The organism is Marinobacterium sp. xm-a-127 (genome assembly GCF_013283425.1).
Lineage (GTDB): Bacteria > Pseudomonadota > Gammaproteobacteria > Pseudomonadales > Balneatricaceae > Marinobacterium_E.
In genome coordinates this window covers 153,761-167,322 of the sequence record NZ_WBYH01000002.1, presented here as the reverse complement: position 1 = coordinate 167,322, position 13,562 = coordinate 153,761, and the positions used below count along the sequence as shown (strand labels likewise).

General features: G+C 47.9%; 17 protein-coding genes. 9 read left to right on the top strand and 8 right to left on the bottom strand.

Annotated elements, in window-relative coordinates:
• Positions 1–94: 94 nt before the first annotated feature.
• The 4 genes from XMA127_RS04945 to purM are packed head-to-tail and all read right to left on the bottom strand — an operon-like array spanning position 95 to position 2,728.
• The gene (locus XMA127_RS04945) at positions 95–331 is read right to left on the bottom strand and encodes a YfcL family protein (protein ID WP_173481546.1); all 237 of its coding nucleotides are present in this window, start codon (positions 329–331) and stop codon (positions 95–97) included.
• Positions 324–1,010: a DUF3108 domain-containing protein gene (locus XMA127_RS04940; protein ID WP_173481545.1), complete on the bottom strand. Its 687-nt coding sequence runs from the start codon at positions 1,008–1,010 to the stop codon at positions 324–326. Before XMA127_RS04940 ends, XMA127_RS04945 begins: the two co-directional genes overlap by 8 nt.
• A gap of 18 nt (positions 1,011–1,028) precedes the next feature.
• A complete protein-coding gene (gene purN, locus XMA127_RS04935; protein WP_173484276.1) occupies positions 1,029–1,667 on the bottom strand; it encodes a phosphoribosylglycinamide formyltransferase in 639 nt (212 codons plus the stop codon).
• 2 nt (positions 1,668–1,669) lie between these two features.
• Entirely contained in the window at positions 1,670–2,728 is a 1,059-nt protein-coding gene (purM, locus tag XMA127_RS04930) for a phosphoribosylformylglycinamidine cyclo-ligase (RefSeq protein WP_173481543.1), read from the bottom strand.
• Positions 2,729–2,855: 127 nt separating this feature from the next.
• Here purM and XMA127_RS04925 point away from each other — a divergent pair, with 127 nt between their 5' ends.
• Genes XMA127_RS04925 through tcdA form a run of 6 tightly spaced genes read left to right on the top strand, consistent with a single transcriptional unit; the run spans position 2,856 to position 7,378 of the window.
• The gene (locus XMA127_RS04925; RefSeq protein ID WP_173481542.1) at positions 2,856–3,869 is read left to right on the top strand and encodes a hypothetical protein; all 1,014 of its coding nucleotides are present in this window, start codon (positions 2,856–2,858) and stop codon (positions 3,867–3,869) included.
• Positions 3,869–4,942, top strand: coding sequence for an AI-2E family transporter (locus XMA127_RS04920; protein WP_173494366.1), 1,074 nt, complete (start codon positions 3,869–3,871; stop codon positions 4,940–4,942). The genes XMA127_RS04925 and XMA127_RS04920 overlap by 1 nt, the downstream gene beginning before the upstream one ends.
• On the top strand, positions 4,942–5,670 hold the full coding sequence (gene hda / locus XMA127_RS04915) for a DnaA regulatory inactivator Hda (RefSeq protein ID WP_173481540.1): 729 nt from the start codon (positions 4,942–4,944) through the stop codon (positions 5,668–5,670). The genes XMA127_RS04920 and hda overlap by 1 nt, the downstream gene beginning before the upstream one ends.
• Positions 5,667–6,350, top strand: a complete 684-nt coding sequence (locus XMA127_RS04910) for a TIGR01621 family pseudouridine synthase (protein ID WP_173481539.1) — start codon at positions 5,667–5,669, stop codon at positions 6,348–6,350. Before hda ends, XMA127_RS04910 begins: the two co-directional genes overlap by 4 nt.
• A 13-nt stretch (positions 6,351–6,363) precedes the next feature.
• Positions 6,364–6,579, top strand: a complete 216-nt coding sequence (locus XMA127_RS04905) for a hypothetical protein (protein ID WP_173481538.1) — start codon at positions 6,364–6,366, stop codon at positions 6,577–6,579.
• Positions 6,569–7,378, top strand: coding sequence for a tRNA cyclic N6-threonylcarbamoyladenosine(37) synthase TcdA (tcdA, locus tag XMA127_RS04900; RefSeq protein ID WP_173481537.1), 810 nt, complete (start codon positions 6,569–6,571; stop codon positions 7,376–7,378). The genes XMA127_RS04905 and tcdA overlap by 11 nt, the downstream gene beginning before the upstream one ends.
• Positions 7,379–7,413: 35 nt before the next feature.
• Here tcdA and XMA127_RS04895 read toward each other — a convergent pair whose 3' ends face one another.
• A complete protein-coding gene (locus XMA127_RS04895) occupies positions 7,414–7,593 on the bottom strand; it encodes an RSP_7527 family protein (RefSeq protein WP_173481536.1) in 180 nt (59 codons plus the stop codon).
• A 122-nt stretch (positions 7,594–7,715) separates the two neighbouring features.
• Between XMA127_RS04895 and gcvA the strand changes: the two genes are divergently transcribed.
• Positions 7,716–8,627, top strand: a complete 912-nt coding sequence (gcvA, locus tag XMA127_RS04890; protein WP_173481535.1) for a transcriptional regulator GcvA — start codon at positions 7,716–7,718, stop codon at positions 8,625–8,627.
• 5 nt (positions 8,628–8,632) lie between these two features.
• A complete protein-coding gene (locus XMA127_RS04885) occupies positions 8,633–9,100 on the top strand; it encodes a hypothetical protein (RefSeq protein ID WP_173481534.1) in 468 nt (155 codons plus the stop codon).
• Between the two features lie 685 nt (positions 9,101–9,785).
• On the opposite strand, the gene XMA127_RS04880 is transcribed toward XMA127_RS04885, so the two are convergent.
• Positions 9,786–10,652: a prephenate dehydratase gene (locus tag XMA127_RS04880; RefSeq protein ID WP_173481533.1), complete on the bottom strand. Its 867-nt coding sequence runs from the start codon at positions 10,650–10,652 to the stop codon at positions 9,786–9,788.
• 143 nt (positions 10,653–10,795) lie between these two features.
• Positions 10,796–12,298 carry a sodium/proton antiporter NhaB gene (gene nhaB, locus XMA127_RS04875; protein WP_173481532.1) on the bottom strand — a complete coding sequence of 501 codons (1,503 nt, stop codon included), beginning with the start codon at positions 12,296–12,298 and terminating at the stop codon, positions 10,796–10,798.
• A 148-nt stretch (positions 12,299–12,446) separates the two neighbouring features.
• Between nhaB and nudC the strand changes: the two genes are divergently transcribed.
• Complete coding sequence (nudC, locus tag XMA127_RS04870; RefSeq protein ID WP_173495413.1) at positions 12,447–13,202, top strand: NAD(+) diphosphatase; 756 nt, start codon at positions 12,447–12,449, stop codon at positions 13,200–13,202.
• Positions 13,203–13,222: 20 nt separating this feature from the next.
• Here nudC and XMA127_RS04865 read toward each other — a convergent pair whose 3' ends face one another.
• Positions 13,223–13,546: an SCP2 sterol-binding domain-containing protein gene (locus tag XMA127_RS04865; protein ID WP_173495414.1), complete on the bottom strand. Its 324-nt coding sequence runs from the start codon at positions 13,544–13,546 to the stop codon at positions 13,223–13,225.
• Positions 13,547–13,562 lie beyond the last annotated feature (16 nt).

Sequence of the window (13,562 nt, the reverse complement as noted above, 5' to 3'; positions counted from 1 at the left end):
TAGCTTAAGGTAAGTATCCTACTCTTAATTTGCGAATTGTCAATTACGACGGGGGATGTAAAGGGGATTTATTCGAAGGTGTAGAGTCTAAGAATTAAAATGAATTCAACAGCTCTAAAACAAGTGATTGATCGGTTGCTGACATCTTGTCGACCTTGAATGATTCGGTAATCTCAGTGATCAATTGAGCTAGATTCAGTTTTGCATCTTGGCTATGAAGTAGATCGATATGCCCCCTGATATAGGAGATCGCAAACAGCTGATCAGGGTTGTCCAGTGAGACGGTTTCAAGCTCTAACAGTTGATCGGATAGGGTCTTTAAATCAATCATAAAATTCCACGGATTTTAAGTTAAGAAGGTGCTCTTTGCCGTCTGCATCGATTCGGATTAAACGTATGGTGAGGTAGTCGAGCTCTTTTGCCATCCAGATAAGAGTCGTATGCTGTTGGCCGGCCCTAACCAGTTGCAATTTTTCACATAGAAAAGTTCCTGCAGGGGTTTTCAGTAACTCCTCGCCAAGCCGATTAAACTGATAGCTCTTGATCTGCCCACCATCAGCGATTCTATAGTCAAGTTGTTGCCGCCCTGACTTTAAATCTTCTCTGAGTTGAAGCTGGTAACTGAGCCTATCTTGAACTGCACTCTCCCAAGGTTGATTCCAGGGGTCCCCATTGACCAGTGTCGTAATTCGGCCTCCAGCCTCATCAAAGTCAACTGAGATAGAGCGTGAGCGACCAAACAGACTGCGCTCGTAGTTGTATAAGAGCGGTGACCACTCACCATGACTGAATTTGAGCTCGCTGGTTTCGCTCTGCTTGGCCATAAACGCTGAGGCTCTGTTGGTAAATCGCCAGGTTCCTGTGGAGGTTTTAACGAGCTCTCGTGTCGCAGTCACTGGAACATCAATTAAAAGATCGATGTTGGCACTATAAGAGGCTTTAAAAGGGGTAGGTTGAGCAAAGGATGGGCCGATAAGAAGTATCGATAACAGTGCTACCCAACTTCTCATCTTCCCATTAATCCTCATTTACACTCGGTAAAGGTAGCCTGTTTCACCCAAAGGTGATCCGTCTAGAAAGACTCGGTTGTTCTCTAGAGTGATGCGTTCAGAGGCAAACCAAGAGACTGCAAGTGGGTAGATTTGATGCTCTAGCTGATGCACTTTTTGGATCAATGAATCAACAGTGTCGCCTTGCTCGATGTCGGTAGCAGCCTGAATGATGGCAGCTCCGCCGTCCAGCTCTTCTGAGACAAAGTGCACCGTACAGCCATGCTCTGTATCGCCAGCCTCCAATGCTCTCTGATGGGTGTTGGTGCCTTTATATTTAGGCAGAAGAGAGGGGTGGATGTTGAGAAGTCGACCGCTGAAGTGCTGAACAAATTCGTCGGTCAAGATCCGCATGAAGCCAGCTAATACCACGAGGTCCGCTTGCCATGCATCGATCTGCTCCATCAGTGCACTATCAAACGCAAGGCGTGAATCGAAATGGGTATGATCAACCACAGCTGTCTCTATACCGGCTTTTTTAGCGCGCTCTAAACCATAGGCACTCTCTCTGTTTGAGAGAACGCCAACAACTCGGCAATGCTGGTCGTTGGCAGTAGCATCTATGATGGCTTGTAGATTCGATCCCGACCCTGAGATTAGAACTACAATGTTCTTCATCGTTAGTGGCTCATACCTGCCAGCTCAACTTGCTCGTCGCCCGCGGCAGCGTTTGCGATAGAGCCGATCAACCAAGCCTCTTCGCCAGCGGCTGATAGGATCTCAATGGCCTTATCAGCTTCGCTGCCAGGAACACAGATCACCATGCCAACGCCACAGTTTAGGGTGCGGTACATCTCTGTTTGATCAACGTTGCCGCCGGCTTGAATCCAACGGAATACTTCTGGAATCTCCCAGCTATTGGTATCGATCACCGCTTTTGCGCTCTCAGGAAGTACGCGTGGGATGTTCTCTAGAAGGCCACCGCCGGTGATGTGAGACAGAGCGTTAACCTGTACCTTCGAGATCAGCTCAAGAACCGATTTAACGTAGATGCGAGTAGGTTCCATCAGTGCATCTGCGAGCGTACCCTTACCCATTGGTTGGTTTAGGTCAGCGTTAGACACTTCAAGAATTTTACGAATCAGTGAGTAACCGTTTGAGTGAGGACCCGATGAACCCAGTGCGATTAGAGCGTCACCAGCTTGTACTTTAGTACCATCAATGATCTCTGATTTCTCGACAACGCCAGTACAGAAGCCGGCTAGATCGTAATCGTCGCCTTCGTACATGCCTGGCATTTCGGCTGTTTCACCACCAACCAGTGCGGCACCGGCCAGTTCACACCCTTTACCAATACCGGATACAACGTCTGCTGCCATATCGACATTCAGTTTGCCTGTTGCGTAGTAGTCAAGGAAGAATAGAGGCTCTGCACCAGCAACGACTAGGTCATTAACACACATAGCCACCAAGTCGATACCGATGGTGTCATGACGGCCAAGATCCATGGCCAACTTCAGTTTAGTACCGACACCGTCGGTGCCGGAGACCAGTACTGGCTGGCGGTAACCCTCCGGGATTTCACACAGAGCACCAAAGCCACCCAAACCACCCATCACTTCTGGACGGGCTGTGCGTTTAGCAACACCTTTTATTTTCTCGACAAGGGCGTTACCTGCATCGATATCGACTCCAGCATCTTTGTAGCTGATTGAAGGGGTATTGGTATTGCTAGACATCTGTGTTTAACCTCAGGGGTGAAAGCGAATTTAATAGGTTGTGAATTCTATCAGTTTGCGCACCGCTGAGCTATTGTGTGTTACAGTTCTTAGCAAATTTAGCGATGATTTTTTCTTAGGTTTTTTGATGTCTCGCCATTTAATGAAAATCAAGGTTCTAGCTCTAGCTTCAGCTCTACTGACTTGCTCAGTGAGTGCGGTGGCTAAAGATCTACTATTGTGGCCAGTTGATGGGCGCGAATCGCCGGTTAAAGCTGAGCAGGAGAGTGCTCGTTGGGTGCAATTCTTGGTCGAAAAAGGTCGATCTGAATCTATCTCAGTCGCACTGCCCAGTGAATTTGGCGTCGGGCCACTCTTCTACCCTCAACTGGTTCAGGGCAAAGCCATTGATGAAACACTTCAACGCAGTGCGGCCGGCACCGGAAATGGTGCTGCAGTGCTCGTGCAATTGAACGAGGGTGGTATCAATTGGCGATTTATTAAAGAGGGTGTAGGTCAAAATCTTCGTACTTCCGTGACCAGCGATGGGCTTGCCTTGGGTGTGAGTTGGCTAAAAATGCAACTGGATTTAGAGGCGGGTCCGGCCATTGATGAGCGCTCCACCGCTGATGAAATAGTCGAGCAGCCCAATGCTAACACCGCAGACGTAGAATCGATTAAACCGGAAAGGGTTGAGGCTCCAACGGCTCAGGTAGATCAGGTTGCGCCTCCGGTTATCTCGGCTGTTGAAACCGCTGCGCCCGTTTTACCCACACAGAGCTCTGCGATTGTTTCCAGTAACTATCAACACACTGGTCATGAGATCAGCGTGACAGGTCTGGATGATCTCTCTTCACTGTTACGAGTGACAGGTAAACTACGTGAGACAGAGGGTGTTAAATTTTTGTATGTGTCACAGATGAACGACGTTGAAATCCGTTTAGTGGTGGGTTCTGATCTCGGGCTTGCCGAACTGAGTGCTCTATTGGTTGAGCAATCTTGGTTAGAGGAGACGGGTATTGATGCTTACCAGTACAAACCCTTTCAGCTGGAAGAGCCAGCAACCCTTGAAGCCTTATTAGAGCCTTTGTCTACTGATAGTGATGCTACTCTTGTGCCTGAGGCAGAAATCACTCCATCAATTGAAGAAGTGATCGAATAATGCAGCAGCGTTGGTTTATTCTCTCAGTTCTAATTGTTATCACAATCCTTCTATATCTATTGGCACCGGTATTAAGTCCCTTTGTTGCGGGTGCTCTATTGGCATACATATCAGACCCTATTGCTGATCGATTAGAGGCAAAAGGCATGGGTCGAACCCCGGCCGTCATTGTTGTATTTACCTCCTTAGCCTTGGTTCTGGTGGGTGCATTACTGCTGCTGATACCACAGTTGTCACATCAAATTCAGATTGTCGCTCAGCGAATTCCAGTAGTTATCGAACTGGTTAACAACGAGTTGATCCCTCTGATTGAAGCTAACTTAGGTCTGTCCATTGCTAAACCGGATCTGGCTCAAATTACAGCCGTGTTGGCTCAACACTGGCAGAGTACCGGTTCAATCGCGACCGCTCTTATATCCTCTATTACACAGTCTGGATTGGCTATCGCTGCTTGGTTAGCCAATCTGGTATTGATTCCAGTCGTCACTTTCTATCTGTTGAGAGATTGGGACACGATGGTCGCAAACATCGCTGAGTTGTTGCCAAGAAATCTAGAACCTAAGGTCTCTATCTGGGCAAAAGAGTGTGATTTTGTCCTCGGTGCTTTCATGAAAGGGCAGTTAGTGGTCATGCTGGTGTTGGGTGTTATCTATGCGATAGGCCTGGCACTTCTCGGGGTAGATCTTGCTCTGCTGTTAGGATTGATTGCAGGGTTGGCGAGTATCGTTCCTTACCTTGGCGTGATCATTGGCATTCTCTCCTCTTCGGTTGCGGCCTATGTTCAGTTCCAAGATCCGACCATTCTTCTTGGTGTAGCAGCGGTCTTTATGGTCGGCCAACTGCTGGAAGGTATGGTCCTGACCCCGAAACTCGTCGGTGATCAGATCGGTCTTCATCCGGTTGCGGTCATTTTTGCGATTATGGCGGGTGGTCAGCTGTTTGGCTTCATTGGTGTGTTGTTGGCGCTGCCGGTGGCGGCTATTATTCGCGTGTTATTGTCACATCTTCACAGTGGCTATAAACAGAGTTCGCTTTACCATCACGCAGTTGATCAGGATGAACCCTCAGTCTGATGTCCCTCTCATCACAGAATACTCCTCAGCAACTCCCTTTAGGTGTTCAGCTTCGCAGTGACGCTAAGCTATCTCGTTTTGTACAGTCCCAACAGAGTGCATTAATACCAGCGTTAAAGGGTTTGATTAATATACAAGAGAATCAGTCTCAAGAGTCCTTTGTCTATCTATACGGTCGCGAGAATACCGGTAAGAGTTATCTTCTTCAGGCAGTCTGTAACGAGGCAGAGCTTCTCGGTATTTCGGCGATCTATCTACCACTGAGTCAAACCGATGAACTGTCGATAGAGATGCTAGAAGGGTTAGAATCTTTTCAGTTGGTCTGTTTGGATGATGTTGACTCTGTGATTGGTGATTCAGCTTGGCAAGAGGCGCTTTTTCATCTATTCAATCGCATTCGAGACATTGGCCACTCATTGTTGATCAGTGGTATGGATTCGCCCGCAAATAGTCAAATAGAGCTTCCAGACCTTCGTTCACGCTTGGCTTGGGGGCTGACTTTTAAGCTGGAGGCTCTCTCGGATGAGCAGAAGCGAGAAGCGATTCAGCAGGAGGCCGCAGCAAGAGGTTTGGTGTTGGCTGATGAGGTTGCACAGTATCTACTGAATCATGGTGAGCGAGATCTTTCGAAACAGTATGAATACCTTGATCAGTTGGATCGAGCCTCATTGCAGGCGCAACGAAAACTGACCATCCCCTTTGCTAAACAGGTGTTGGGTTGGCTGTGACGCTGCAACGCCTTTTTGATCACCCCGATTTTATGGCCATCTACAAGCCGATAGGCGTTGGGATGCACTCTGAGTCAGGAGAGTTGGGTCTTCAATTGCTTGCTGAACAACAGTTTGGGTTAAAGCTTTGGATGGTGCACCGGTTAGATAAGGTGACATCGGGCGTGCTTCTGTTCGCTAAACATGCCGAAGCAGCCGCGCAGCTATCAAACCTGTTCAGTGAACAGTCGATTCAAAAAACTTATCTCGCCCTAAGCCAATCGAAGCCGAAACGAAAGCAGGGTCGCATCAAAGGTGATATGGCAGCAGCTCGCAATGGAAGTTATAAGCTGCTCAAAACTCAGTCTAACCCTGCTATTACTGACTTCTTTTCACTCTCTATTGAGCCGGGTTTACGTCTCTTCGTCTGTCGACCTAAAACCGGTAAGACGCACCAGATTCGAGTCGCCCTGAAAAGTGAAGGTGCGGCAATACTCGGTGACCAGCGATATGGCCAGCCCTCTGATCGTACCTACCTGCATGCTTGGCGTATCGCATTTCAGTACCAAAAAGAGGCTTTTCAGATAGAGTCAGCCCCTCTAGAAGGTGAGTGGTTCAACAAAAACACTTTTATCGACAAGCTGAAGCAACTTGAAAATGGCAACTATTGGCCAGAACATTGGCTTAAGAACCAGAATTAATGAGACAAAAGTTATGAGTGATGATCGAGTCATTAGAGATTTTACACTGCGCAGCAAAGAGGATCGTGAAGAGCTGCTACTGCATACCTGGTGCGACCATTGTCAGAAAGTGGATCTGGGTATGAGTGATCCTGTTGAGTACGAACTGCACGGTATTATCTTTCTGGAAGGGAAATGCCAGATGTGTGGAGAGGTTGTTCTGACTGAGATTACAGACGATGAATTCTGATTACCTTGATCGATTCGCAGGTATTGGGCGCCTCTATGGCACTGATTCACTCGAAAAGTTTCACAAGGCTCATGTTGCCGTTGTCGGTTTAGGTGGCGTTGGCTCCTGGGTGGTAGAGGCGCTTGCCCGGAGTGGTATCGGTGAGCTTAGCCTCATTGATCTAGATGAAATTTGTGTCTCAAACACGAATCGCCAGATGCATGCGGTTAGCTCAAATTTAGGTGCCTCAAAAGTTCAGGTGATGGCGGATCGTGCGCGCGAGATTAATCCCGATTTAATTATTCACGAGCATGAGTGTTTTGCGACGCAAGATAATCTTGCCGACCTGTTGGTTGAGCCGATTGATTATGTCGTCGATGCCATTGATAGTGCCGGTGTTAAAGCAGCAATGATTGCGTACTGCCGTCGCCGCAAGATTCCGATCGTTACTACCGGCGGGGCTGGTGGGCTCATTGATCCGCTTAAAATCGAAGTAGCTGATCTAAGTAAAACTCAGCACGATGCGCTGGCCGCTAAGGTTCGTTCAATATTGAAACGCCATTTCGGGTTCAGTCGAAGCGGTAAACGATTTGGTGTCGAGTGTGTCTTCTCGCAGGAGCAGGCTAGGTATCCACAGTTGGATGGATCTGTCTGTGCAACAAAAAACTTTGGTGAGAGTGATGTGCGTTTAGACTGTTCTGGAGGCTTAGGAGCAGTTACTTCAGTCACGGCTGCGTTCGCAAATGTTGCAGTAAGCCGAGTGTTGATCAAGATGAGTGAGCGAGTCGCCCGAGAGAGAAAACAGGCCGATCAGAGCTGAGTCTGACCGGCCAAAGAGCAATATGCTTTGGAGGCTTAAGCAGCCTGAGTTAGACGTGCTAGCGCTGATTCACGAGTTGTGCGAAGTTCGCTAACAAAAACACGGCTTAGACGTTTGCTTGTAGTGTCAACCAACTCAGCCAGTGCTTGGCTGCGAAGTGCTTGAGCTTCTTTGATTGCTGCTTCTAGATCTACAGTTGCGTATGTGTAAGGCATGTTCATTTCCTCTAATTCGTTTCGCTGTTCAATTTGTGATCATACTAAAGGTGTATAAGCCTCTCGACAAACGATCCTTTTTTGATTTATTGTTGAGTTAAATTCACTTACAGGAATCTTCTATGCGACGCTTACCACCACTTAATGCTCTTCGTGTGTTCGATGCTGCTGCCCGCCATGGTAGCTTTAACCGCGCCAGTGAAGAGCTTTGTGTCACGCCATCGGCGGTTAGCCATCAGTTGAAGTCACTTGAAGAGTTTTTAGGTGTTGAGCTTTTTAAACGTGAGAAGCGAACCATTTCGTTGACGGCTGCAGGGGAGCGTTATTTACCCTCGGTGCAGATAGCCTTAGACGAACTGGAGCAGGCGACACGCAGATTGGTTGCAGCGCCTAATACCAACGTGGTGAAGGTGAGCATCGCGCCAGCCTTCTTAACACGTTGGTTGGTACCACGCATCACGCGTTTTCAAGAGCGCTTTCCTGAAGTTGAGCTTCGAGTTGAATCTTCTATTGAGTACATCGACTTTGATAACTCCGAGACTGATATGGCTGTCTATTATGGTACTGGCCATTGGAAAGGCATCGAGTCGCATATGATGCGTAATATCTTTCTGACACCCGTCATGAGTCCCAAACTCCTTGAGGGTAAAGATCCACTCAACACACCCAAAGACATGCTAAACCACACTTTGATTAATGTCTCAGGTCGTAGTCATGAGTGGACAAAGCTGCTCCAAGAACAGGGGATCTCCATCACTGAGATAAACAAAACCATCTCCTTCTCCAGCACCTCGTTGGCGGTATCGGCGGCATCAGAAGGGATCGGTATAGCACTGGCAGATACTGCTCTGTTGGGCAGAGAGCTAGAGAGTGGTCGCTTAATCGCGCCCTTTGATATCAGTTTGGATAGCCATAACGCTTTCTATCTGGTCTACCGCAAGAATCATGGACTAACGCCTGCAATGATGGCCTTCCGTGACTGGATTCTAGAAGAGATGCAAGCGGATATCGATGCCGCTAACGTTGGAAACTAGTTTCAATGCAGCGTATTAAGCCACTCCTGACGGCGTTGTTAATCATTCTGCCGCTGGGCGTCAGTGTCTATCTTTTGCAATCGGTGTTGAGTGGCTTTTTAGAGCGATATCCCATAACAACGGATTGCGATGTTAATTTGGAGACCTGCCTAATTGAGCTCCCTTCAGGTAACGAGAAGAGCAGGGTGCTAAGCCTCAGCATGAATCCAAAGCCAGCAAAATCTCTAGTGCCTCTGACATTCAGCTTTACAGTCGATGGGCAGCAGCCTGCGAGTGCCTGGCTCGATCTGCAAGGGACCACTGAGTATATGGGTATCAACCAGACACCGATTAAATTCAATGGTGAGAGTTGGTCGGGAGTCACCGAGCTTTCAGTCTGCACGACGGGGTTAATGGTCTGGAAGGCTCGCTTGATCATTACCGAACAGGATGGCGAGAGTTACCCTGTCGATTTCTTTTTTGAGGCAGAGTGATTTTTCTGTTGGAGCCATATCGAAGATGTGGCGATCTTTTCGGTGACAGGCCTTCAGCCTGTCATCCGCTAGTAGGCTTTACTACCTTTCTGGAAGACGTTGAGAGAGTGGATGTCAGGCTAAAGCCAGACACCGGTGCTACTAGCAAAGTTATAATTAGTACCAATCGCGGCCTTTTCAAGACCGCTCCAACAGTGCCGAACTCGAATCTCGTGCCGATTTGTCCACGTCCGATCGAGAGTGAGTACGATGGTTTTTCACGGTTAAGAGTTCAATCGGCTGAGGCCCGGATGGCCGAAGTCTGCAACGGAGGCAGGAGCCGACTTTGCAGTGTCCTATTGGACTTCAGTGAAAAATCATTGAACGGAGCGTGCCGCAGGCCGAGTGAGCGTGGTCAGTTTTTGGGTACTTTTTGCTGACCAAAAAGTGCCAATGGCCAGCCTTTAGGCTGGGTATTCGCTTTAAACATTTATGCCATAAAAAAGCCCCGCATTGCGGGGCTAAAAAGGAATCTTCAATCGATGAAAAATGAAGAAAACGAACACAAGGGATTTGTTCGTTACCTAATCCATTAGGCATGGATTAAATATAAGTCTTATTTGTGCGGTGCACAATATGTAAAAGCTGATTTTTAAGTCAACTTATTTATAAGACTCAATCCTGTATGCTGCGGTGCGGAATAAAGCTACTCTTCAATGATTAGATTGCTCTTTCTGAATGGGTGTGCGGCATAGGTGCCCATGACGCGAACCTCTTTAGCAAAGAAATGAAGCTCTTGTAGGGCTAGCTGCATGGCTGGCTCTTGAGGGTGCGAGGCTACATCTAGGTGGAAGCTGGTGACCTGCATCGTATCCGAAGCCATGTAACTTTCTAGCTTAAGAATGTTCAGGCCATTAGTGGCAAAACCACCCAATGCTTTATACAGCGAGGCTGGGATATTTCGAGCGGTGAACAGGATCGAGGTCATGAACTCTTTGTCAGCATCGTATTCCGGCACCTTACTGTCACGTGCCAGAATTAAGAAGCGCGTGGTATTACCTTCGACGTCTCTAAAACCCTCTTTGACGATATCTAAGCCATAGAGTTCTGCAGCAAGTGAAGAGGCGATAGCGCCTAGCTCTGGATCTGGATTCTCTGAAAGATCCGACGCAGAGCCTGCCGTGTCAAGTGCCGCGATAGGTTCAAGTCCTAGTGCTCGAATGTTGCCATCACACTGTGCCAGCGCCTGGGGGTGTGACCAAACACGTTTTAGCTGCTCAACTTTAGTGCCCGGAATAGCGAGTAGGCAGTGATTAACCGGCTCAAAGTGTTCAGCAATGATGTGCAGTTGAGTCTTAGGCATTAAGCGGTAGATCTCTTCGACACGACCGGCAGTGCTGTTCTCAAGTGGGATCATCGCTAAACGCGCTTCACCACGTTCAACCATAAACATTGCATCAGCAAAGCTCTCACATGCGTGTGCCTCCAATTCTGGGTGGACACGGGTACAAGAGAGGTGAGAGTAGGCACCAGGAACACCCTGATAAGCGATTTTTGCGGGTAGGTCTGTCATATAAACTGCTTAATGAGAGAATTAAAGCGATATTATTGCACATCTCTTTACTCGGCCAATAGCCTTCAGAGGACTGAGGGAAGTTTTAAAGATAAAAAAACCTGCCGAGCGTGAGCAGGGCAGGCTTTTATTCAAGTCAGATTTTAGAGTGCATATATGACTGCAAGCAGACCGGTTACCGACATCGTAATCGTGTAAGGCAGTGCCATCCACACCATCGTACCGTACGAGAGGCGAATCAACGGAGCAATCGCAGAGGTTAGCAGGAATAGGAACGCTGCTTGACCGTTAGGAGTCGCTACCGATGGGATATTAGTACCGGTATTTACAGCAACGGCTAGGTGGTCAAACTGTTCACGAGTGATATCACCTGCATTCAATGCTGCTAGGATCTCATTAATGTAGACCGTCGCAACAAATACGTTATCCGAGATTGCCGATAGCACACCGTTTGCAATGAAGAAGACGGACGGCTGTTGGCTTGGCTCTAGTGAAAGTGCCATGTGAATGATCGGCTGGAACAGGTGCTGATCGTGAATCACGGATACTACAGTAAAAAATACAACCAGCAGAGCGGTGAAAGGGAGTGCCTCTTCAAAGGCTTTACCGATCTGATGCTCTTCTGTGATGCCGTTAAAGGCGGTCAATAGAATGATTACGGTCAAACCGATCATGCCCACTGGGGCCAAGTGGAAGGCTAGACCAATGACTAGGAATACTGCCACTGCAGCCTGAACGATTAGGCTAACGCGTTGTTTCTTGGTCATCTTAGCCGATTGATCTTTATCGTAATCAACCAGAATTTGGCGAACGTTCTCAGGCAATTTAGCGCCGTAACCGAAGGTGCCGGTCTTCTCTAGTACTACAACGGTTAGAAGGCCAACCGCCAGTACAGGCATAGTGATCGGTGCCATGCGTACGAAGAACTCAATAAAGGTCCACTCAGCTTTCTGGGCAATCAACAGGTTTTGTGGCTCACCGACTAGCGTACAGACGCCGCCTAGTGCTGTACCCACAGCACCGTGCATCAAGAGACTTCTTAAGAAACCACGGAAGTTTTCTAGGTCTTGGCGACGCTCTTCATGAACGTCATGGTCAGACGTATGGTCGTGTGCCGAGTCGTTATTTTTGCCCGAAGCGACCTTGTGGTAGACCGAGTAGAAACCGACACCAACACTGATCAATACAGCAGTCACCGTCAACGCGTCTAGGAAGGCCGATAGGAAGGCTGCAGAGATAGAGAAAAGTAGAGAGATCGTTGTCTTAGAGCGAACTTTAACCAGTATCTTAGTGAAGACCCATAGAAGAAGGTCCTTCATGAAGTAGATACCAGCAACCATGAACATCAACAGAAGGATGACTTCTAAGTTGGCGTTGATCTCGTGGTATACGTTATGTGGATCGGTTAAGCCGATCACGACCGCTTCAATCGCAATCAAACCACCCGGCTGAAGTGGGTAACATTTAAGCGCCATCGCCAGTGTGAAAATGAATTCGAAAATTAGCAACCAGCCTGTTACGACAGGGCCAGCTGTTAAAAGTAGGATAGGGTTGGCTACAAGGAAGAAAAGGATTGCTTGCTTGTACCAAATTGGCGAGTTGCCCAAAAAGTTTCGGGTAATTGCCGACATGGTTGATTGATTCATGTAGGGTCCTTACAGTTATTTTAATTTGCCCAAAAGCAAAAAAGCGCAAAGATTATAAGGTTATTCCTTTAGTTTGGAAACTGCGGTTTTAATACTTTAGTTTTATATAACTATTACAAATAAGCATTGCCGTTTTTAGGGAGTCTTCTTGAAATACTTAATTGCCCATCAAAATCGTCTGATCTTGGCTGACCCAGAACTAGGGGTTGTGTTGGATCGTATTGATCTCTCCCTATCCTTTGACAGCGAGTATGAGATCGAACGTTACCCTGTGTTACCGGGCTATGAGTTGGTCAGAATGTCTGAGGTACCTGGCAGTGCCAAAGTGGTGGATCTTCGAGCTGAACTTGAACGGTCTGATCCATTCCAGTATCAGTTGCTCTCCAGAGCTCAGCAGTTATTGAATTGGCGAGTGAATCATCAGTTTTGTGGTCGCTGTGGTGGGGGTATGGCGTTCGGTTTGACGGAGATGGTCCTGAAATGTACTGACTGTGGGCATCACGCTTACCCGAGACTCTCTCCCTGTATCATCACTCTCGTTGAGGATGGCGATCGAATCTTGTTGGCCCATAACGCTAAGTTTACACCCAATCGATTCAGTACTTTAGCTGGATTTATTGATGCCGGTGAGACGGCTGAGCAGGCGGTAGCACGAGAGGTCAAAGAGGAGGTAGGTGTTGAAATCAGCGACATTCGTTACTTCAAAAGCCAGCAGTGGCCATTTCCTGACTCGCTGATGTTGGCGTTTTTTGCGCAGTATGCCGGTGGCGACATTAAACCTGATGGTCGTGAGATATTAGAAGGGCGTTGGTTTACCAAGGAAGAGCTGCACACTGTGGTGCTGCCACCCAAATTCGCTATCTCAAGAGCGTTGATCGACGACTGGGTTGCACGTCAAAGTTGATTTGCAGCTATAGCTGGGTATCAGTGCCTAAAGAGTTTGCCCAGTTTGGTGGCGAGCATGACATCGCCCTCGGCGCGCAGCAGACCTTTCATAAAAGCACTCATGCCATCGATCTCACCCTGAATAACGCCAATGAAGGTCGCTTCATCCATAATCATAGTGATGTTTGGGTCGGAGTGCTCACCCCAGTTGGCATCTAACTTAGAATCCTCGATCGTTAGGTAGAATGAATCTGCATCATTCAACGAGAACTGAAACGTCTTATTTAGACCTTTGGCGTTGTCAGAATTGAATCGATCTTGCAGCTTGTTGAAAACCTGCGTGAGGGTGACATTTGAAGACATAAAAACCTAGCGCTCA